This is a genomic window from Plantactinospora sp. BC1 (assembly GCF_003030345.1).
Classification (GTDB): domain Bacteria; phylum Actinomycetota; class Actinomycetes; order Mycobacteriales; family Micromonosporaceae; genus Plantactinospora.
The window spans coordinates 449,850-472,112 of record NZ_CP028158.1 but is presented as its reverse complement, the minus strand read 5'-3'; the positions used below and the strand labels follow the sequence as shown (position 1 = coordinate 472,112).

Here is a 22,263-nt window from a genome sequence, read left to right as displayed (position 1 = left end):
GCCCGGGTGCGGCACGGCGCGGCACCCACCGACCGACATACCGAACGCCGCACCCGCAGCGAGGAGCAGATCATGACGGTCACGCAGGGACTCTCCCTGTCGCTACAGTCGCTCGTGGACGCGGTGGCCGGGTGGCCGGAGGTCGGCGGCAGGCGCCTGCACCGTCCCGACGTGCAGGAACGGCTGGCTCGCGCGGCGCTGGCGCAGGTGCCCGGCCTGCCGGCCGCGGTACTCCGGATACGCCAGCGCCTCACCGACGACGGTTACGCGCTCGTCGGGGTACCCGGGCTCGCCGCCTTCCCCGACGTCCAGCGGGACGCGGCGGTCGTCGCGGTGAGCGCGCTCTTCGGCCGGCCCAGCCCGGTGGGCGAGACCACCAACCTGCTGGTGTGGGACGTCCGGCCCCGGCCGGACCTGCCGGCGGCACAGCAGGCCGCGAACGTCTCCATCTCGTCCGGCGAGGCGTGCCTGCACACCGACGCCACGTTCGCGCCCGCTCCCGAGCGCTGGTTCGGGCTGTGGTGCGTCCGGCCGGCCAGCGACGGCGGGGCGAGTGTCCTGGTCGACGCGCGCCGGGTGGTCGAGGCGATGGCGGCCGAACCCGGTGCCCGGGCGGCGGTGGAGCTGCTGCGCGGCACCGACGTTCCGTTGTGGAACGGCCGGACGCTGCTGCCGGTCCGGGTGCTCGGCGGTCCCGGCCAGCCGCTGGTGCGGTACCGCGAGGACCTGATCGCCGAGGGGTTGCGGCGGGCCGGGCTGGGCCCGACGCACCCGGTGACGGAGGCGGTCGACGCGTTCGCCCGGCGGCTCGGCGCGGACAGCCACCGCACCCGGATCCGACTCGCCGCCGACGAGGTGCTCCTCGTGGACAACCACCGGACCGTGCACGCCCGGGAGCACTTCGCGGATCCGGAGCGTCACCTGCTGCGAGTCCGGATGTCCGAGGGGCCGGTGGTGCCGGTATGAGCGCGGAGAAGCCGGTGTTCCGGGCGGCCGGATGCCGGGTCGAGACGCAGCCGTACGACGAGCACAGCCGACTCGTCTCGGTGTACGGCGAGGCCGGCGCCACAGCCACCCTGGAGGCGCCCGGCTACCGGCACACGCGCCTGACCGATCTGGTGCGCAAGCGCCATCTGAGCTGGCAGGACGGCTCGGTGGAGATCGAGATTCCCGGCGACGGGCGGGCCTGGCTCATGGTCTTCGACCCGCCGCCGGATGTGTCGATCTTCGACTACCGGCCCGAACCGCTGCTGGAGGTGCCCGGCTCCGAGCCGGTGGCGGCCCGGTTCCCGGTGGTCGACGTGCACGCGCACCTCGGGCTCGGCGACGCGGACGCGGCCGAGCGGGTCCGCCTGATGAACTCGGTCAACGTCGCCGTCGCGATCACCGGCGGCTTCGCCGACCGCGGGGACACCACCGCGGATACCGCACGCCGATTCGTCGCCGCGGCGCCGGGCCGGTTCCTCGCCGCGGCCACCGTCGACTGGTCCCTGGTCCGGCGGACGAACGGCGGTGCCCTGCTCGCGGAACGGCTCCACGAGGACGTGACGCGGCACGGTGCGGTCCTGGTGAACGAGGCACACGACAAGGGCTTCGGGGTCGACGACCACGGGGTGGGTCCGGTGCCAGCGGACCCGATCCACCTCGACGACCTGCGGCTGGACCCGTTCTGGGCGGCGGCGGCCGAGCTGGGTGTACCGGTGATCGTGCACTGCGGCGACGACATCGCCACGTACCGGCCGTGGGACGCCCGGAACGAGGCGCTGCGGCGGCTCTACCGGGCGCCGTGGTCGCGTCGCCGCCCCGGCGGACTGTCCCAGCAGGAGGTCCACGCCCGGCGGGACCGGGTGTTGACCCGGTTCCCCCGGCTGCGCCTCGTCGCCGCCCATCTCGACGGGTACGGCGAACGGCTCGACGTGCTGGCCGCGTCGCTGCGCCGGCATCCCAACCTGTACGTGGAGCTCGGCGCCCGGCATCGGGTCCTGGCCCGGCAGCCGCGGCACGCCGCGCGCTTCCTCCGGGAGTTCGCCGGTCGGGTGCTCTTCGGCGGCGACCGCGCCCAGGACGCCGGTACCTACCGGGAACAGTTCCGGGTGCTGGAGACCGACGACGACGCGTTCGCCCCGCTGGACCCGGTCGACCCGGGCCCGCTGTACGGCCTCGACCTGCCTGACGACGTCCTGACCGAGTTGTACCGCGACGCGGCCGCCCGGATGCTGCCCGGGGTGGCCGCGCTGCTCTCCGCCCCGGGCCGGCCGACGGCATAGCCAGGGCCGGCACCCGGCCCCCGGACGGAGAAATCCGGCAGGCGCGGAAGCGTTGTGCGCCGCTGATTCCCGAACTGCCGGAGAGGCCGCCCGGCACGGTGTCCGACCCCTGTTCGTATGCGGGGTCGGCGCCGAATTCATGCTGGATTCCACGTGTGTGGAGATCGGCTTGCGTGGCGTGATCCCGGACGAAATCCCGGACACATTGTGGATTAATAATGCGGCAATATCATGCGCGACTCCGTCCAAAAAATTTGCCCTTGCGTTACCCACTATTGACATGCTTGACTCACCTCAGTCGGCGCCAATCGGGGATCAGCCGAATCGGACCCGAACCTCCCCGACCCTTCGTCCAGGAGAAGGAGGTGTCACATCATGTCGGTGAAGATCTCCCTTAAGAAGGTCGCGGCTCCCAAGCAGGAGTCCAAGCTGTCGGCGGTCGTCCGCTGCGGCTGAGGCCAGGACGGGTCGGTGGGCTCGCTTTTCGGCGGCCCACCGACCCGTGCAGACCCTGCTGAACCGACGAAGAAGGAGACCGCCATGACCGCAGTCATTCCCCAGCCCGACATAATCGACCCGCTGGCCGAGTTGGACTATCCTCGGCTGCGCCACTGCACATTCCGTGAACTCTCCAGCGACCAGCCCATGCTGATGATCGTCGGACGGGAACACTTCGAGATCAGCGAGGAAGAGGGGACCCGTACGGCGCTGCTGACCGTCAAGCGGTATCTCGACGGGCGGCACACCATTCCGGAGATCGCCAAACTGTCGGGCGTCGACGAGGCGTCCGTACGACAGATCGTGAGCACGTTGCACGAGGCCGGTCTGCTGCGCCGGGAGACCCCGACCGAATATATTCCCGGCGACGTGTTCGCCGCACAGATCGACGCGAGCTGCGAGATGTGGGCCCGGCAGATCGGGTTCCACCACCTCTTCGCCGACCTTGAGCACGGCGACCTGCGGCCGGAGGTCTTCCTCGGCCTGATCCTGGAGACCTACCACTACGTCAAGTCGGCGCCGAAGCACATCAGCACCGCGATCGCCCACTGCCGGGACGAGCGCCTGGTGCCGCTGCTGTCGGAGTACTTCGTGGACGAGTGGAACCACGCCGGCATGCTGCTGGGCAGTCTCGTCCAGATGGGCGTCCCCGAGGAGCAGGTCAGGTCCGCGCACCCGATCATCGGCACCTGGTCGCTGGTCAACAACCTGTGCGAGATCGCCCGCCAGGACACCCTCTCCTACATCGCCTGCACCTCGCTCTTCGAGGCCCGGGCGGACGACTTCGAGGGTGGGGCGGCGAGCATGCGCCGCGCGGCGGTGGCGGCCGGCTTCCCCGAGGACTCGGTCGACCCGGTCATCCGGCACATGGGCATCGACGTGCAGGCGGAGCACGCCAGCCTGATCGGTCAGGCCACGCGGATCCTGGGCGACATCCCCGGCAGGCAGGCACACGTCGTGGTCAACAACCTGCACGACCTGAAGCACTCGTACGACCAGTTCCACGACCAGATCGTGCAGTACTACTCGGACATCTCGAACTACATCCCCCGGGTGAAGGTCGACTACTTCAGCCTGTAGCACCCTGCCCGGGAGAGGGAACCATGTCGCCGACGACCGATGCGGTGGTGACTCACGAAGAGTCCGGCCGAAAGCTCCCTTCCGGCCGGACCTTCATCCGCTTCTGGACCGCGCAGACGGTCAGCCAGCTCGGCGACGAGGTGTTCATCGTCGCGCTGCCGCTGATCGTGTACGCCACCACCCGCTCCGCCGGCGCCATGTCGATCGCATTCGGCATGACGATGGTGCCGCACATCGCCCTGGGCATCCTCGGCGGCGCGCTCGCGGACCGCTTCGACCAGCGCCGGCTGCTCGCCACGCTCTCCGCGGCGGCGACGGCGGCACTGCTGGTGTTGGCGGCCATGCTGCACTTCGGTGCTGCCGGGCCCGTGACGCTCGCCGTGAGCGCGCTGCTCCTGGCGTGTCTGCTCGCCGCCCTGCTGCCCGGGTACGAGTCGTGCATTCCGCGGATCGTCCCGGCGGAGCGGCTGGTCAGCGCCAACTCCCGGCTGGAGGTCAGCCGCATCGTCTGCGCGGTGGTCGGGCCCGGCCTCGCCGGCCTGCTGGTCACCCTGGGCCCGGGGGTCGGCGCGATCGTCTTCGACGCGGCCAGTTTCCTGGTCGCCGGGCTGCTGCTCCTCTCGCTGCCGCCACTGGCGCCCCGGGCGGCGCCCCGGCGCCCGGCGACGACCCGCAACCTGCTCCGCGAGATCGGCGAGGGAATCGGGCTGGCGTTCCGGACCCGCTCGATCCGGCTCGGCATGCTTCTGAGCACGACGACGAACGTCTGTGTCGGAGCGCTGCACATCGTGGCGATCTTCCAGCTCCGCGACCGGTTCGACGTGCCGGCGCCGACGGTCGGATTGATCATGACGGGGACGGCGATCTTCTCGCTGGTCGTGGCGGCGCTGCCCCGCCTCCAGCGCCGGCTGGGCTATCCCGGCACGCTCGCGATCGGTCTGCTGCTCTCGATGGTCGCCTGCCTGCTGATGGCAAGGCCCGCCCACATCAGCTGGGTGATCGGCGCGCTCGCCCTGGAGACCTGCGGCGCCACGGTGTTCAACGTCGGCTGGCGGGCGATGCGGCAGCAGGTCGCCGGAGCGGAAGCGATCGGGCGGATCTCCGGAGTGTCCCGGGGAGTCGCCTTCCTCGGTGCGGCAGTCGGCGGGTGGCTGGGCGGTGCCGTGGCGGCGAGCGCCGGGCTGTCGCTGTACCTCTATCCGGGAGCCGCCGTCATCGCCGGCCTGGTCGCGCTCGCACTGCTCCGACTTCCGGGGTACCTGGCCAGGGACCTCGCCACCTGAGCGGCGGCGCGGGCGCCCGATGTCCGCCGCCGCCTCCTCCCCCGGAGCCGAGCCGTCCGGCCGCAGCGATCCGCGCACGAGCGGCGAGCCGGTGATCTACAGGTAGCGGATGCCGAGGATGTCGTCGATCCGGCTGGCGAAATCCGCCAGCGCCGCGTGGTTGTCGGTACGACCGATGCAGGTGTAGATCCGCTCCTGGAAGCCGCGTCGCCAATCGAGTGACGACGGAGGTTTGATGAGCAGCGACACCTGCTCCACCTCGCCGCGCGCACGCAACTGCCCGAGCCCGGAGATCTCCGACAGCTTCCACGCGCCCACCGGCGGCAAACCGAAGTAGTGGTACACGACGTCCCGGCTGGGGTGGAGCCGGATCGCCGGCCGCTCCCCCAGCGCCAACTGGGCCGCCACCCGAATCAGGTCGACGCGGTGTGCCCGCTTGAACAGGTCGTAGATGGGATGGCCGAGGCGGCCGTTCACCTCGATGATCCGGGGACCGTCCGGAGTCAGCTTGACCTCGGTGTGACAGATCGAGTCGCCGACTCCGAGTGCGGTGAGTGCGTTCGTGGTCAGCGCGAGTACGGCGTCCGCGTCGAACGCGTCCGTGCGGGCCGGCAGGTAACTGCCCTGTTCCCGGAAGGGAGGCGTCAGCGCCAGCTTTCCGGTTATCCCGATGTGGCTGATCTCGCCGCCCCGAACCATGGACTCCACCGAGACATAGTTTCCCCAGGGAGGCGCGACATCGACGCCGGCGATCAGGCCCTCGGCGACGTACCCGTCGTCCGGGGCGACCTCCTCGGCGCCGAACAGCCTCTCCGCGAGCGTCAACAGTTCTTCCGTCGACTCGACGAGATAGGTGTTCGTGCCACCGAACCCCCGGTTCGGTTTCAGCACGGCGGGAAGCGGGATCTGGCCGGCGACTGCGGCCGCCGCCGCCAGGCTGGTGAGCAGGGTGGTGGGGGTGGGGTCCACCCCGCGTTCGTTGAGGATCGACCGCTGCCGGAACTTCCTGGTGATGTTGAGCGCGGCCTCCGGGGAGTGGAATGGCACGCCGAGTCGTTCGGCGAGATTCGCGGCCGGCTCCAGCTGGTAGTCGCTGAAGGTGAGCACGCCGCGCGGCCGGTGGTCGAGAACGGTGTCGAAGGTCGTCACCGCGGCGAAGTCGGAGATCAGCTCGGCAAGTTCACTGCCCTGCTCGGAGTCGGGCAGCACGAAGACCGGCTCCGCCAAGCCGTCGAGACTGCCCAGGATCTCGGTCGGGGTGGCAGCACCCACGTCGTAGACCACCGCGATACGTTCCACACATCCCCCTCGGCCGAGCGTGTCGTTCGGATCGTTGGACGGCCCCGCGAGGGGCGGTCGGGTCAGGCACGAGCGCCCTCAGACGGGTTCCACGGGAAGGCTGGTGACGCCGAGGATGAAGTTGGACCGGAGCCTGCGGACGTCCCCGGCGAGCTTCAGTCGCAGCCCCTGGGCGGCGATCTTCTCCACGAGCAGCGACAGTTCGGCTTGCGCGACCGGGGCGCCGACGCACCGGTGCAGCCCCGCTCCGTAGGAGAGGTGCCGGTTCGGGGACCGGGTCGCGTCGAACCGGTCGCCGTCGGCGAAGACCCGCTCGTCGCGGTTGGCCGAGTAGTTCCACAGCGTCACGGACTCGCCCGCCCGGAAGGTGACACCGCCGCGCTCGACGTCGCGCAGCACGACGCGCTGGACGTATGCGTTGGTCGAACTCCAGCGGAGCATCTCGTCGACGACCGTGCTCCCGATCGCCGGCCGGCTCAGCAGCAGGTCGTACTGATCGGGATGGTCCAGCAACGCCAGCAGACCGGTACACCCGGTGTACGACGACGTCTCGTTGCCACCGACCGCGACGTTCATGCAGTTGTAGAAGACCTCTTCCTCGGTCAGCTTCCGTCCGTTGACCGTGCCGTGCAGCAGCATCGTGATCAGATCCTCGCCCGGGTCACGGCGGCGCGCGGCCACCACGTCGGTGAAGAACTCGAAGATCTCCGCCTGCAACCAGGCCAGACGCAACCGCTCGTCCCCGCCGGTCTCGACGAACACCTCGTCCCGGTAGCCCACCATGCGTCGGGTCAGGCCGATCAGATGGTGCGCCTCCTCGTGCGACAACCCCATGATCTCCATGAGCGCGCCAGCGGGGAGTTCGGTGGCCACCTCGGTGGCGAAGTCGCCGCCCCCGTTCCGGCGCAGCCGCGCCAGCGCGTCGTCCAGGAGCACCGACACCCGGGCGGCGACCCGCTTGGCGACGCTGGTCGACATGGCGGGATGGATGATCTGCTTCAGCATCCGGTGCCGGGGCAGGTCGGTGGAGACCAGCATCTTCCCGGCCGAGGTGTCCTCCTCGCTGCGGAACGAACCGCCGACGATGGCACCCCGGGTGGAGCCGAACAGCTCGTGGCTGCTGTACGCCCACAGGACGTCCTCGTACCGGGTCAGTGCCCAGAACCGGCTGCCGTCGGCGCCCTGGTTCAGATGGATCGGGTCGTGCGCGCGCAGGTGCGCGAAGACGGCCGGGTGACCACCCGCGACGAACACGTCGACATCGGTGAGGTCGACGGTGCCCGCCCCCCGGGTCACTGCACGGCTCCGGCCGTACGCGCCGAGTCGAGTTCCCCGGCGAGGTCCTTCAGGGTGGCGTTGTCCAGGATCTCGTTGAACGGGAGCCGGACGTCGAGTTCACGGCTGATCCGTCGGCTCATCCGGAAGGCGAGCAGGGAGTGGCCGCCCAGGGTGAAGAAGTCGTCGTCGCGGCCCACCTGCTCGATGTTGAGCAGCTCCTCCCAGAGCGCCGCCAGGTACCGTTCGGTCTCGGTCCGCGGTGCCACGACGCCCTCGGCACGGGCGTCCTGACGCTCGAGTTCGGCGCGCAGCGCCACGACGTCCCGCTTGCCGTGCTGGGTGAAGGGGATCTCGTCGAGGATGACGATGCGGCTCGGCACCATGTAGTCCGGCAGATCGCGCTCGACGCGACCACGCAGATCCTTGACGTTCAGGGCGTCGGCGAGGGCCACGAAGGCGACGAGCGTGCGGCCGTCGCCCTCGCCACCGGCGAGCACCACGGCGTCCTGCACCTCCGGGTACCGCCTCAGTGCCTGCTCGACCTCGCCGGGTTCGACGCGGTAACCGCGAATCTTCACCTGGTCGTCGACCCGGCCGACGAACAGCAGCGTTCCGTCCGCACGCCGCCGCGCCAGGTCGCCCGTGCGGTACATCCGGACCGGTGTGCCGTCGATCTGGACGGTCACGAAACGCTCCGCCGTCAGATCCGCGCGGCCGAGGTAGCCACGGGCCAGGCCGGGTCCGCCGACGACGATCTCACCGCGTTCGCCCGCCGGCACCTCGTCGAGGCCGGGGCCGAGCAGCCGTACGGTCACGCCGGCGAGCGGCGTGCCGATCGGTACGACGTCGGCGGCGACGTCCTCCTCGGTGACCAGGTGCGCGGTGCAGGCGGTGGTGATCTCGGCCGGACCGTACAGGTTGTAGAGGTCGCCGTCGAAGCGGCTCTCCAGCAGTGCCCGGCAGGCGGCCGGTTGCAGCACGTCACCGCCGACGGCGAGGACCCGCAACGAGGCGAACGCCTCGCGATCCTCCCGCACCACGTGGTTGACCACCATGGTGGGCACGAGCATGGCGGTGATGCCGTACCTCTTCATCTGCCGTTGGAAATCCGCCGCGAGCAGATCCGGGACCGCCGGCAGGATCACCAGCTGCGCACCGGCGGCGAGGGTGTTCCACATCTCGAAGTGGAAGGCGTCGAAGGAGACGCTGGAGATCTGTCCCGTCCGGTCCTCCGGGCCCAGCCGCGGCAGGCTCGGATTGGTCGCGAAGGAGACCAGGTTGCGGTGCTCGAGCACGATCGCCTTCGGCTCCCCGGCGGAACCGGAGGTGAAGAGCACACTGGCGGCGTTCTCCGGCAGCGGCGGCTGGTCGACGCCATGACCCGCGAAGCCGGACCAGTCGGAGATCGACACGAACGTCGCCGTGACGCCGGCCGGCCGGGCGGACGGGTCACCCAGGACGACGTCGGCGCCGCTGCCGACGAGCATCTGGCCCCGGCGGGCGTCCGGATAGCGGGGATCCACCGCGACGTACGCCGCACCAGCCTTCAGGATGCCCAGCACCGCGACGGCGAAGTCGACCGAGCGGGGCAGGCAGACGCCCACCCGGTCCTCGGTGCCCACCCCGTGGCTGCGCAACAGCGCGGCCACCGCGTCCGACCGGTGGTCGAGTTCGTCGTAGCAGAGGGTGGTCGTGCCGTCCCCGACGGCCGGCCGTTGGCCGTGACGTCGCCGGGACCGGGTGAAGAGATCGACCAGCGTGCCGTTGCTCTGGTTGGCTGTCACAGCGTTCTCCCGGTTGCAGGGTCTGAAGAGCGAAACGCCGTCTCGTCCTGCGACCGGAGACCGGAGGCGGCCTCGTCCGCGCCCGGTGCGACGACGGCGAAGAGCAACGAGTCCCGCCAGCGGCCGCGGGCGAGCAGGTGGTCGCGCAGCCGCCCCTCCTGGCGCAGGCCGGCCTTGCCGAGGACGCGGGCCGAGCCGATGTTCTCCGGATGGCACGTCGCGGAGATGCGGTGCAGGCCCAGTTCGGCGATGCCGAACCGGACCAGCTCCCGCGCCGCCTCGGTGGCGTAGCCCCGGTTCCAGACCGAGGGATGGAAGACGAAGCCGATCTCGCCCCGGCGGTGGGTGACGTTCTCCACCCAGACGGCGACCGATCCGACGAGCACGCCGTCGGCCACCGCCGCCAGGTTGAAGGCCGTGCGGTGCGGGTCGGCGGCCTGCGCCACGCAGCCACGCACGAACGCCGCACTCTCGGCGGGGGTGTTGGGGCCCCAGTCGGTGTAGCGGGTGACGACCGGGTCGCCGGCGAAGGCGTGCACCGCCGCCTCGTCGGACGGGTCGAAATCGCGCAGGAGCAGGCGTGGGGTACGCAACCGAAGCAGAGGGCTCATGGGGTTTCGGTCACCAGCCTGCGTAGTTCGGAAAGGGTACGGCTACGCGTCGGAACGGGTACGGGCGGCGGGCCCGGATCGGCCTTGGCCGCTCTCTGCCGCCTGACCCAGTCGGCCAGCTTGGCGACCGTGTCGAGTTCCATCAGGTTGACGTAGCGCAGCTCGACCCGGAAGGTCTCGTTGACCCGGCTCAGCATGCGCAGTCCCATCAGCGAATGCCCGCCCAGGTGGAAGAAGGTGTCGTGCCGGCCGATCCCGCTGGTGCCGAGCACGTCGTGCCAGATCCCCGCGATCGTCGTCTCCAGCTCGTCGGCGGGCGGCTCGCTCGACATCACCGGCGTCCCGGTGCCCGGCACCGGCTCGGGTGGCGGATCCGCCGTCGCGTAGGCCGAGGCGCTGTCGCGGATCCACCGGGCGGCCCGCTCGGTCACGTCGGCCTTCGACACCACCGTCACCGGTCCACGGGCACCGGCGACGATCGCCTCCACCATCGCCACGGATTCGCCGGGCGCCAGCGCGAGGGCGTCCAGGGCGGTCCGCACGGCCGGGGGCGGCTCGTCCGGCAGCCGCCACCCGTCCCACGCCGCGGTCAGCCACCGGGTGTCCCCGGCCGACCATCGCCGCTCGGCGAACGCTTCCAACACCGCGTTGCCGGCGGCATAGGCGGCCAGGCCCGGGCCACCGAACCAGACCGCGTTGGAGGAGAAGGAGAGGCAGAAGTCGAAGTCGCGGCCGGTCATCGCCCGGGCTAGCGCCTCCGCGCCACCGAGCTTGGCGGCGGCCTGCTCGGCGAAGTCGCCGTCGGTGAGCCGGTCGCAGAGTACCCGCATCGAGGCCCCGGCGGTGGCGGCCGCGGCGTGGAAGATGCCGTCGATCCGGGGATGCCGGTCGACGACCGCGGTGAGGCCGGCGACGTCGGTGACGTCGCACCGCTCGATCTCGACCCGCTCGGCGTGGTCGGCGCGGAGCCGGTCGAAGGCCGCCCGGGTCGACGGATCGAGCCCGGTGGCGGCGCCGCGACGGCTCACCAGGACCACCCGGGCCCGGTACCGGGTGCACAGGTGGTGGGCCAGGTGCAGGCTGAAGCGGCCGAGGCCACCGGTGAACAGATAGCTGCCGCCCTGCCGGAAGGCGGTGCCGACGGCGGGGACCGGATCACAGGCGCCACCGGTCAGCAGCTGCCGCCAGCGATGCGCTCCGCGGACCACCCGGATCGTGTGGTCGGCCGGTTCGGCGATCTCGTCGAGTACGGCGTCCGCGTCCTCACCGGCCGGGGCCAGGTCGACGCACTGCCACCGCAGCCCGGCGTACTCCTGCGCGAACACCCGCACGGCGGCGATCAGCTCACGTGGCCCGTACCCGATGGTCTGCTCGTCGCCCACCGCGAAGGCCCCGGCGGTCAGGACGGTGACCGACGGGTACGGCCGCTTCCCGGCCGCCGCGACGGCAGCGGCGAGCACCGCCATCGCCTCGGCGGCGGCCGTCCCCGGTGTGACGACCAGCTGGACGTCGCCGTCCCGGCCGGTCGACTCCGCCAGCTCGCCGAGCGTCAGCACGGTGCCACCTCGCGCGGCGGCGGCCCGACGCACTCCCTCGGCGCCCGGCCATGCCGCCCCGACGAGCACGATCGACCGTCCCGCCAGCCGCGGTCGCCGCCGCAGGCGGGGTAGCCGGGCCAGGGTCGGTGCGGTGAGCCAGGCGTCCGGGTCGGCCAGCACGCCGGTGCCGGACGACAACGCCGGTGCCGGCGCCGCCCAGTGTCGGGTGCGTGCGAAGCGGTACCCCCGCATCGGTACCCGCCGCCACCGGCGTCCGTAGAGCAGCGCGGGGTCCACCGTCACCCCGGCGGCGAAGAGCTGGGCGAAGCAACGGGCCAACGCGAAGCCTTCGGTGACCGGCTCGTCGGCGTGACGCATCGTCGGCACGGTGCGCACCCGGCGGCCACCGGCCGTCGCGCGGACGAAGGCGCCCAGCACCCGGCTGGGGCCGATCTCGACGAAGACCTCCATACCGGCGTCGAGGAGCGTCGTCACCCCGTCGGTGAAGCGGATGGTGTGCCGCAGGTGCCGCACCCAGTAGCCCGGATCGGCGAGGTCGGCCTCGGTGATCTCGATGCCGGTGAGGTTGGAGATCCAGCCGATGGCCGGCACGTTGAACGTGACGCCGCGGACGACCTCGGCGAACCGGTCGAGGATCGGATCCAGCAGCGAGGAGTGTCCCGGGGTGCCGATCGCCACCATCCGGCACTCCACGCCCTGGGCGGCGAGTTGGGCGGCCACCTCCTCGATGGCGGGACGCGAGCCGGAGAGCGTGCAGATGTCCGGAGCGTTCACCGCAGCCAGTGACACCCGGTGCAGGACGCCCGAGCGGCGCAGGGCGTCCTCCGAGGCGTAGACGCTGAGCATGCCGCCCTCGATACCCCGCAGCAGCTCGGCACGGGCCACGACGAGCCCGACGGCGTCGGGCAGCGACAGACTTCCGCCCACCACGGCCGCCGTGTACTCACCCAGGCTGTGCCCGATCTGCCGGCGCGGGCGTACACCGCGCTCGACAAGGGTGCGGGCCATCGCCACCTGTAGCAGGAACGTCGCGCCCAACCCGATCACCGGGTCGGTGAAGTCGGCGTCCCGCCGCAGGATGTCGTCGACCAGGTCGATACCGGTACGCTCGGCGAACACGGACCGGCACTCGGCCAGGTGGGCGGCGAACACGGGATCGGTGTCGAGCAGCTCCCGGGCCATCCCGAGGTGCTGGGTCCCGCCGCCGGAGTACATGAACACGACCTCCTGGGCGGTGCTGTCGCCCTCGTCGTGCGTCAGGTCCGGCCCGCGCAGCGCCCGGGTCAGCTCGTCGAGGTCCCGGCCGATCGCGACCGCACGGTGCCGGTGCACGCTGCGGCCGGCGAGCAGCGTCGCGCTGACGTCGGCCGGGTGGAAACGCCCGTGGTCCACCGCGTCGAGGTCGTCGGCGACGGCGAGTCGTTGCCGTTGCAGTGCCGACGCCCCGGTGGCCGACACCGGCGCCAGGAAGTACCCGGCCAGGCCGGTCGACGCGGTGTGCTGTGCCGGGGCCTCGGGCGGCTGGGCCAGGACGACGTGCGCGTTCGTCCCGCCCAGCCCGAGCGAGTTGACGGCGGCGACCCGCTCGCCGGGGGTCGGCCACGCCTCGGCCTCGGTCGCCAGGTAGAACGGGCTCGCCCCGTCGACCAGCGCCGGGCTGGGTTCGGCCGGGTGCGGTTGCGGCGGGATCACCGCGTCCCGGACCGCCAGCGCGGCCTTGATCAGGCCGGTGACTCCGGCGGCCGCGTCGAGGTGCCCGAGATTGCTCTTGATCGAGCCCACCGCGCACGATCTCGCCCCGCGCCCCGGAACCTCGTGCACGCTGCGCAGGGCGGCCATCTCGATCTGGTCACCCAGCGGTGTGCCGGTGCCGTGCCCCTCGACGTAGCCGACGGCTCCCGGTGCCACCCCGGCCAGTTCCAGCGCCGACCGCATGGCTGCGGCCTGACCTGCCTGGCTGGGTGCGCTGAATCCGATCTTCTCCCGGCCGTCGTTGTTGACCGCCGACGCCTTGATGACCGCGTGCACGTGGTCGCCGTCGGCAAGGGCGTCGTCGAGGCGTCTGAGGACGACCACGGCAGCACCGTTGCCGCTGAAGACCCCCCGCGCCGCGACGGTGTACGCCATGCACCGCCCGTCCGGTGAGTAGACGCCGCCGTCGGTGTGCAGTTGACCGCCGACCTGGGGGAAGCGGATCGCCGACCCGCCGGCCAGCGCGAAGTCGCACTCGCCGGAGAGCAGGCTCTGCACGGCCAGGTGGATCGCGACCAGCGAGCTGGAACAGGCGGTCTGCACCGTCAGGCTCGGACCGGTCAGGTTGAGCTTGTACGACACCCGGGTGCTCAGGAAGTCGATCTGGTTGCCGATCCCGACGAGCAGCCCGTCGGTCCAGTCGCCGCCGCCTCGGCCGCCGACGGCCTCCAGGTACGTGTTCTGGCTGCAACTGGCGAAGACGCCGACGGGCCTGACGAACCCGTCGGGCCGGTAGCCGGCGTGCTCGACGGCGTTCCAGGCCACCTCCAGGAAGACCCGTTGCTGCGGATCGATGTACTCGGCCTCCCGGGGCGAGTAGCCGAAGAACGCGGCGTCGAACCGGTCGGCGTCGGCGAGTACGCCCCGCACCGGCGCGAAGCCCTGCTGGTCGGCCAGCTCCGGCGGGACCCCGGCGGCCAGCAACTCGTCGCGGGTGAAGGTGGTCGCGCTGGCCCGGCCCTCGGTGACCGCCTGCCACAGCTCCTGCACGTGGGCGGCCCCGGGGAATCGCCCGGCCATCCCGATGATCGCGATGTCGAGTTCGCTCACGCGCCGTTCCTTCTCCTGCGCAGACTGTTCAACGCGTTGGCCCGGTCCTGCCGCCGGTCGGTGTTCAGCGGCGCCGACGCCGCCACCGGCCCTTGCGGTGTCGAGGATGGGCGCATCAGCGCCGCCATCGCCGCAGCGGTGGGATTGCGGAACAGGTCCAACAGGGCGACGTCGGTGTGGAATGCGCGAGTCAGCCGCGCATGCAGCTGGACCAGCAGCAGCGAGTGGCCGCCGACGTCGAAGAAGTTCTCGTGCCGGCCCAGGTCGGTGCGACCGAGCAGCTCCGCCCACAGCCGCAGGACGATCTCCTCGGCGCCGGCGTTGCCCGGCACCGGCGCGGAGGGCGCGACCACCGACGGGGTACGGGGCAGGGCGGCCCGGTCGAGCTTGCCGTTGGCGGTCAACGGCAGCCGGCGCAGCGCCTGGACACCGGCCGGCACCATGTATTCGGGCAGGATCGCCCGCAGTGCGCCCGGGATGTCCTCGGTGTCCTGCCCGGGGGCGACCACATAGCCCAGCAGGACGTCCCGGTGCCGATCGTGCACGACGGCCGCGTCGAGCACGCCGGGGAGCGTCCGCAGGGTGTTCTCCACCTCCGCCAGCTCGACCCGGTACCCGCGAATCTTGACCTGGTCGTCGGTGCGGCCCAGGTAGTGCAGTAGCCCGTCGGTGTCCCGTACGGCCAGGTCGCCGGTGCGGTACAGGCGGGCGCCGGGGACGAACGGGTCCGGAGTGAACCGTTCGGCGGTGAGTCCGGGCCGGTTGAGATAGCCGAGGGTCACGCCCATACCGCCCACCCACAGCTCACCGGGAACCCCCACCGGCGCCGGCTGCCGATACCGGTCCAGTACGTGGTTGGCGGTGTTGGCGATCGGTCGACCTATCGGCACGTCGCCCTCGCCGTCGCCGTCGGTCACCTCGTGCGCGGTGCAGCCGACAACGGTCTCGGTCGGGCCGTACTCGTTGATCACCCGGGATCGCCGCCAGGGTCGTACCCGCTCCGACGGCAGGGCCTCGCCCCCGACCACCAGGCACCGGGTGAGGGTGCGCTGTTCCAGCTCCGCGGCGAGGGCGACGTTGAGCACCCGCAGGTGGGCCGGGGTCAGCTTGACGAGTTGGTACGGCGCCGCCGTGTCGCGCAGCGCGGTGATCAGCCCGTCGAGGTCGTCACCCGCGGTCATCTCGATCACCGCGCCCACGGTCAGCGGGGCGAGTGTGGTGGTCACGCTCAGGTCGAAGGTGAGTGGTGAGTGCAGCAGGACCCGGGACCCGGCGGTGAGGCCGTACTCCCGGCAGGCCCAGGAGAGGTAGTTCAGCACGCCCCGGTGGTGGGCGAGGACGCCCTTGGGTCGACCCGTGGTGCCGGAGGTGTAGATGACGTAGCACAGCGCGTCACCGCCCGGACCCGGCGTGCTGACCGCCGCCCTGGGCCCGTCGGCCGCGGCGCGGACGTCGACCAGGCGTACGTCGAGGCCGTCGACCGCCGGACGCAGTCGCTGGTCGAGGTCCGGGGCGTCGAGCAGCAGCGTGTCGATGCCCGCGTCCTCGATGATGAAACGCAGCCGCGCCGGTGGCAGGGTCGGATCCAGCGGGACGTAGGCGGCGCCGACGCGTAGGACGGCGAGCAGGGCCACGATGTTCTCCGGCACCCTCGGCATCAGGATGCCGACGAGGCCCGGTCCCGGGCGGAGTTGGGCGGCGACCGAGCCGGACCAGTCGTCGAGTTCCCGATAGCTGATCTCGCGGCGACCCTGCCGCAGCGCCGGCGCCCCGGGGTGGGAGCGGGCGGCTCGCAGGATCAACTCCCCGACGCTGGCCTGCGCGTCGGGGACGGACGTGCCGGTGTCGTTCTCGGCTCGGACCATCCGGTCCCACGCGACGTCGTCGAGCATCCGGGCCCGGGCGACCGGGCAGGTGAGGTCGCCGGCCAGGGTCGCGGCCAGGTGACGGAAGTGGCCGACCATAGCCGAGGCGGTCGCGTCGCCGACGAGGGCGGTGTCGTACTGCCAGGTACCGGTGAGGGATCCGTCCGGGTGGTCCTCGACGCTGACCGAGAGGTCGTACTTGGCCGTCTCGTGGCTCCACCGGAGGGTCTCGGCCCGCAGGTCACCGGCGGTCCACCGGGAGTCCCGGACCCCGGGCAGCTCCATCCCGAACATCACCTGGAACAGGGGTGTCCGCCCGACGTCACGGACCGGGTTGACCTCGGTCACGATCCGCTCAAACGGTGCGTCCCGGTGGGTCAGCGCGTCGGCGAGTACGCCGTGGACGCGCTCCAGCAGCGTGCCGAAGGTGTCGTCGCCGGTGACCGTGGCCCGCAGCACCAGCGTGTTGACGAAGAAGCCGACGACCTCGTCGAACTCCGCCCGGTCGCGGTTGGCGACCGGGGTGCCGACCGCGATGTCCTGTTGTCCGCTGTAGCGGTGCAGCAGGACCAGGAATACCGTGAGGCAGGCGACGAACGGACTGGTGCCGTGGGTGCGGGCGGCGTGCCGGAGCGCCCGGGCGGCATCGGCCGGCAGGTCGAAGGCGATGGTGCGCGCCGGCCGGTCGACGTCCGCGGGGCGCGGCCGGTCGAAGGGCATCCGCAGGGGTTGCAGCCCGGTGAGCTGCCGCTTCCACCAGCGTACCGAGTCGTCGAGTTGCCCGGCGTCGCGGTCACGCTGCCAGCGGGCGTAGTCGGCGTACTGGTGGCCGGCCGGATCGCCGGCCAGCGGGCGGCCCTCGCGGGCGTCCAGGTAGGCCCGGGCCAGGTGCCGGTCGAGGATGCCGACCGACCAGCCGTCGACGGCGATGTGGTGGACGCACACCACCAGGACGTGCTCCCGGGCGGAGAGCCGCAGCAGCATGGCGCGGATCGGCGGTTGCTCGTCGAGCCGGAAGGGCCGCCGGAGGAACTCCCGGGCCTCCTCCTCGGCGGCCGCCTCGTCGCGTACCCGCACGACGGGCAGGTCGGGAAAGGCGCCGCCGGGCGGTTGGATCACCTGACGTGGCCCGTCGGGCGTCGACACGTAGCGGGTGCGGAGCACCTCGTGCCGGTCGACGACCGAGCGCAACGCCCGGAGCAGGTCCGGAATGCGCGGCTCGCCGTGCAGCCGCAGGCACCAGGGGACGTTGTAGGCCGTGCTCGTCCCGGTGATGCGGTCGAGGACCCAGAGCCGTTCCTGGGCGAACGAGAGTGGGTAGCGGCCGTGCGGTGTGCGCGGGACCGTGCGGACGACCTGCGCCGGGCCGGTCGGCGCTCCGGTGGCGGTGAGGCGGGCGGCCATCGCCCGTACGGAGGGGGCGGTGAAGCAGTCCCGCACGGAGAGCGTCACGCCGAGGGTGTCCCTGATCCGGCCGACGAGCCGCATGAGTTGCAGGGAGTTGCCGCCTGCGGCGAAGAAGTCCTGGTCGGGGTCGGTGACCGGCCGGCCCAGCAGGTCGGTCCAGACGGCGAGCAGGCTCTGCTCCTCGGGGCTCACCGGGGCGGTGGAAACTGGCGCCGCGTCGGTGGGCGGTACGGGCAGCCGGGCGCGGTCGACCTTGCCGTTGCGGGTGCGGGGCAGTTCCGGCACCGCCACGAAGAAGGCGGGGATCAGCACGGCGGGCAGGACCTCGCGCAGGGCGTCGGCCAGGCGGGGGCCGAGGGCCTCGCCGTCGGTGCCCGGCGTCGGCACGAGGTAGGCGGCGAGCGCGGTCGTCTCGTCGCCGGAGCGGACGGGCAGGACCGCGCACTGCGCGACTCCCGGCATGCCGTCCAGGACGGCCTGCACCTCGGCCGGTTCCACCCGGTACCCACGGATCTTGACCTGGTCGTCGGCGCGTCCGACGAACTCCAGGTCACCGGCGGGTCGGACGCGGACCTGGTCGCCGGTCCGGTAGTAGCGGCCGTCGGGGAGGGCGACGAAGGCCCGTTCGGTCAGGTCGGGGCGCCCCAGATAGCCACGGGCGAGTCCCGGTCCGCCGATGTGCAGCACGCCGGTGGCCCCGGGCGGCACCGGCCGGCCCGCCGGGTCCAGGACCGCGATCCGGGTGGCGCCGAGGGGCCGACCGATCGGTACGGTGGCCGCGGCGTCGCCGTCCACGGTGAACCGCCCCATCAGCGCGCCCACACAGGTCTCGGTCGGGCCGTAGTGGTTGAAGACGGCCGGTGCCCCGGGCTGCGCGGCGACCGCCTCGGCGAGCCGGGTGGTGAGGGTCTCGCCACCGAAGATCAGCGCCCGGCGGGGGGTCACCGCCTCGGGCGTGGCGGCACCGCGCCGCAGCGCGTCGAAGTGCGTCGGCACGATCTTGAGGATGTCGACCCGGTACTGCCCCAGGTAGGAGCTGAAGCGGTACGGGTCGGTGACGGTGCCGTAGTCGAGGACGTGCACGCATCCGCCGTTGAGCAGCGCCCCGAAGACGCTGGTGTGGCCCAGGTCGGCCGCCAGCGTCGACACGGTCGCGAAGCTCGCCCCGGACGGGTCGATGCCGGCGGCGCCGAGCACCTCGCCGAGGCTGCGGACGTAGTGGACCAGGCTGCGGTGCTCGATCGCGACGCCCTTCGGCCGCCCGGTGCTGCCGGAGGTGTAGATGACGTAGCACAACCCGTCGGCACGGCCGGGCGCCGGGACCGGCCGCGCCGCGTCCGGCAGCGCGTCCAGGGTGATCGTCTCGACGTCCAGACCGGCCACGACCGCCGGGTCGTGCACCACCACGGTGCGTACACCGGCGTCCTCGACCATGAGTCGCAGCCGTTCGGCCGGTAGCTCCGGATCCAGGGGCAGGAAGGCGGCGCCGCTGCGCAGGATGCCGAGGAGCGCCACGATGCTGTCGGGGCAGCGGGGCAGGCAGAGACCGATGATCTCCTGCCCGGCCTCGAAGCTGGCGGCCAGCGCGGCGGAGCGTCGGTCCAGTTCCCGGTAGCTGATCCGTGCGTCGCCCTGGGCGACGGCCACCGCCGTCGGCGTGCGGCGGGCCTGCGCGAGGATCAGCTCGTGCACGGTCACGTCGAGGTCCTCGGCGGTGACGTCCGCGCCGGGACGGTCCGGTTCCGCCGGTCCTCGCAGAGGGGTCCGGCTGACCGGTGCGGTGGCGTCGTCGGCGAGCCCGGTGGCCAGGTGGACGAACTGCTCAGCCATCGTCCGGGCGGTCGACGCCTCGAACAGGTCGGCGTCGTACTGCCACAGTCCGTCGACGGACCCGTCGCGACGGGGATTGACCGTGATCGTCAGGTCGAACTTGACCAGGCCATGTGTCCAGCCGAGCGGGCGGGCGCGCAGTCCGCTGGCTGCCCAGGCGGCCGGTGGCGTCTCGGGCAGTCCCATGCCGAACAGCACCTGGAACAACGGCGTGCTGCTCGGATCGCGTCGCGGGTTCACCTCGGCCACCACGCGCTCGAACGGAGCCTCCTGATGGCGCATCGACTCCGTCACGACGGCCCGTACCCGGTCGACCAGCTCGGTGAAGCTGGGGTCGCCGGCGAGGTCGACGCGGAGCACGAGCGTGTTGACGAAGAAGCCCACCACCTCGTCGAGTCCGTCCACGTCGCGGTTGGCCACCGGCGTACCGACGCTCAGGTCGGTCTGGCCGCTGTAGCGGTGCAGCAGCACCAGGAACGCGGCGAGCAGGACCACGTAGTCGCTCGTGCGGGCGGCCCGGGCGAGGCGCCGCAGGTCTGCGGCAACGGCCGCCGGAATGGTGAAGGGCAGCACGCCGCCACGGTGTCGCGGGGTCGGTGCACGCGGATGGTCCAGGGGCAGGTTGACCGTCGCGGCCCCGCCGAGCCGCTCGCGCCACCAGCGCAGGGACGCGTCGAGATGACGATCGGGCAGGTTACGTTGCCATACGGCGTAGTCCACGTACTGCGGGCCGGGGTCGGGCAGCCGCAGGGGCCGTGCCGCGAGCGCGGCGGCGTACGCCTCGCCGAGTTCCGCACCGAAGAGTCGCAGCGACCAGCCGTCGAAGGCGATGTGGTGCACGCTGAAGACCAGCACGTGCTCGTCGTCGGCGACCCGCAGCAGTCGGGCGCGCAGCGGCGGCCCGCCGGTCAGGTCGAAGGGCTCCCGCAGCAGGGCGACGGCTTCCCGCTCCGCGGTCGCCTCCCCGTCCACGTCGGTCACCGGCACGTCCAGGAACGTGCCGTCGGGGTGCGCGACCACCTGCCGGAAGCTCGTCCCGGTCCACTCGTAGCTGGTCCGGAGTGCCTCGTGGCGGCCGACCAGCGTCCGCAGGGCGGTCGTCAGGGCGGCGACGTCCAGGCTTCCCTCCAGGCGCAGGCACCAGGGGATGTTGTACGACGGGTCGCCGCCGGCGAGTTGGTCGGCGAGCAACAACCCTTCCTGGGCGAAGGAGACCGGGTACCCGTCGGCGGTACGCGCGACGGGCCGCACGCCGTCGGCGGCGGGCGCGCTCACACCGTCACCCGGGTCTCTTCGTCGGCCGTGCGGGCCAGCACCGGGTGCCGGGCGTGTACCCGGGGCAGCAGCAGGCCACCGATCACGGCGGCGGCGACGATGCCGCCGAGCCAGGCGGTGTTCATCCCGCCGTAGGTGAAGACCAGCATCGCGCCCACGCAGGCCAGCGCCTGGAACACGCCGAGCCAGCGCAGCACGATGACGTTGAAGCCGATGAGGTACGGGCCGGGGATCTGGTTGCGGATGACGGCGTCGGAGGGGCCGAAGACGCCGATGTTGAGGCCGCCGAGCAAGAGCAGCCCGTAGACCGACCAGACGTTGGGCTGGATCAGGTAGGTGGCGGCCATCGCGACGAAGACGATCGGCAGCGCCGTCGCCCAGGTCCGGGGCGAGGCCCAGCGCCGCACCCGGTCGTAGGCCAGTCCGAGCAGCATGCCGGGCAGGCGCAGCACCGCGAGGAGCAGGATGCTGGTGCTGGCCGCCATCACGCCGAATTCCTTGTTGAGCAACGGCAGGTAGTTGACGAACGCGGCGTTGACCCCGTGGAACAGTGGAATGGCCACCAGCACGGCGATCAGGCCGGTGCGCAGCGCGGGGCTGACCCGGGGTGCGGCGGCCGGTTCGCCGGTGTCGTCGGTCGGCGCGGGTCGCTCCGGCGCCGCGTCACGGCCGGCGAACCACAGCGTGGCGGCCAGGACGACGAAGGTGACCGCGTCGAACAGGAAGGCGTAGCGCCAGGTGTTGGTGGCGACGATGGCCGCCGCCACCACCGTCGCCACCAGGGCGGCGGCGATGTCCAGGCCGGCCTTCATGCCGGCCAGACGACCGTACTCGTCACCGTCCACGAAGTACCGGTAGACGGCGACCTGGTAGAACAGCCGGGGGATGCCCTCCTTCGCGAAGGCGTACAGCGCGACGAAGACGATCGAGAGGATCAGTGTTTCGAGGGTTCCTCGGAGCCAGAGCGTGAGCAGCGAGATCATGACCTCGACGGCGGCGATGCCGAGCAGCAGCATCGCGTAGTCGAGCCGCGCGGTCCCGACGCGCCGGGCGAGGTGCCCTCCGGCGAAACTGGCGACGAGCACGGCCAGAGCCGGCACCAGCCAGAACACCACGCTGAACTGGATACGCCCGGTCTCCGAGCCGACGCCGAACGGTACCGCGGTCACGACCAGCACGTCGCCCAGAGACGACAGGAAGCTCGCACCCAGAAACCAGCGACCACGCGCGGTCACCCTCAACCCGTCCCCCGCAACAGCTCGAAGATCTTCTGTGGGTATGGCGCCGCAGCGGGCACGAACCTGGACCCTACCCAAAGACGACGGTCACGTACGCATAGACAAATCTCACACTATCTCTCTCCGGCGTGCTCGCGGTGTCGCAGATAGGTCAATCTGTGACCGGTGGCTCGGCGCGGCCGTTCCC

11 protein-coding genes are annotated in these 22,263 nt (G+C 71.8%); 4 read left to right on the top strand and 7 right to left on the bottom strand.

The features are described from left to right. Window positions 1-72: 72 nt before the first annotated feature. The 4 genes from C6361_RS01815 (at window position 73) to C6361_RS01795 (ending at window position 5,128) form a co-directional block, all read left to right on the top strand. Window positions 73-966, top strand: a complete 894-nt coding sequence (locus tag C6361_RS01815; protein ID WP_159079131.1) for a TauD/TfdA family dioxygenase — start codon at window positions 73-75, stop codon at window positions 964-966. After that, a complete protein-coding gene (locus tag C6361_RS01810; protein ID WP_107266542.1) occupies window positions 963-2,267 on the top strand; it encodes an amidohydrolase family protein in 1,305 nt (434 codons plus the stop codon). The genes C6361_RS01815 and C6361_RS01810 overlap by 4 nt, the downstream gene beginning before the upstream one ends. Window positions 2,268-2,807: 540 nt before the next feature. Continuing rightward, the gene (locus tag C6361_RS01800; RefSeq protein ID WP_107266541.1) at window positions 2,808-3,845 is read left to right on the top strand and encodes a helix-turn-helix domain-containing protein; all 1,038 of its coding nucleotides are present in this window, start codon (window positions 2,808-2,810) and stop codon (window positions 3,843-3,845) included. 47 nt (window positions 3,846-3,892) lie between these two features. Then, window positions 3,893-5,128, top strand: coding sequence for an MFS transporter (locus C6361_RS01795; protein WP_159079130.1), 1,236 nt, complete (start codon window positions 3,893-3,895; stop codon window positions 5,126-5,128). A gap of 96 nt (window positions 5,129-5,224) precedes the next feature. Here the strand turns inward: C6361_RS01795 and C6361_RS01790 are convergent, their stop codons facing one another. The 7 genes from C6361_RS01790 to C6361_RS01760 form a co-directional block, all read right to left on the bottom strand. Beyond that, on the bottom strand, window positions 5,225-6,427 hold the full coding sequence (locus tag C6361_RS01790; protein WP_107266539.1) for an acetyl-CoA carboxylase biotin carboxylase subunit family protein: 1,203 nt from the start codon (window positions 6,425-6,427) through the stop codon (window positions 5,225-5,227). A 78-nt stretch (window positions 6,428-6,505) separates the two neighbouring features. Beyond that, window positions 6,506-7,723, bottom strand: a complete 1,218-nt coding sequence (locus C6361_RS01785; protein WP_107266538.1) for a cytochrome P450 — start codon at window positions 7,721-7,723, stop codon at window positions 6,506-6,508. After that, window positions 7,720-9,489, bottom strand: a complete 1,770-nt coding sequence (locus tag C6361_RS01780) for a non-ribosomal peptide synthetase (protein WP_107266537.1) — start codon at window positions 9,487-9,489, stop codon at window positions 7,720-7,722. Before C6361_RS01780 ends, C6361_RS01785 begins: the two co-directional genes overlap by 4 nt. Next, a complete protein-coding gene (locus C6361_RS01775) occupies window positions 9,486-10,100 on the bottom strand; it encodes a GNAT family N-acetyltransferase (protein WP_199853200.1) in 615 nt (204 codons plus the stop codon). Before C6361_RS01775 ends, C6361_RS01780 begins: the two co-directional genes overlap by 4 nt. Then, window positions 10,097-14,461, bottom strand: coding sequence for a type I polyketide synthase (locus C6361_RS01770; RefSeq protein WP_107266536.1), 4,365 nt, complete (start codon window positions 14,459-14,461; stop codon window positions 10,097-10,099). Before C6361_RS01770 ends, C6361_RS01775 begins: the two co-directional genes overlap by 4 nt. Continuing rightward, on the bottom strand, window positions 14,458-20,838 hold the full coding sequence (locus tag C6361_RS01765) for a non-ribosomal peptide synthetase (RefSeq protein ID WP_107266535.1): 6,381 nt from the start codon (window positions 20,836-20,838) through the stop codon (window positions 14,458-14,460). Before C6361_RS01765 ends, C6361_RS01770 begins: the two co-directional genes overlap by 4 nt. After that, the gene (locus tag C6361_RS01760) at window positions 20,835-22,073 is read right to left on the bottom strand and encodes an MFS transporter (RefSeq protein ID WP_159079129.1); all 1,239 of its coding nucleotides are present in this window, start codon (window positions 22,071-22,073) and stop codon (window positions 20,835-20,837) included. Before C6361_RS01760 ends, C6361_RS01765 begins: the two co-directional genes overlap by 4 nt. Window positions 22,074-22,263: the final 190 nt, after the last annotated feature.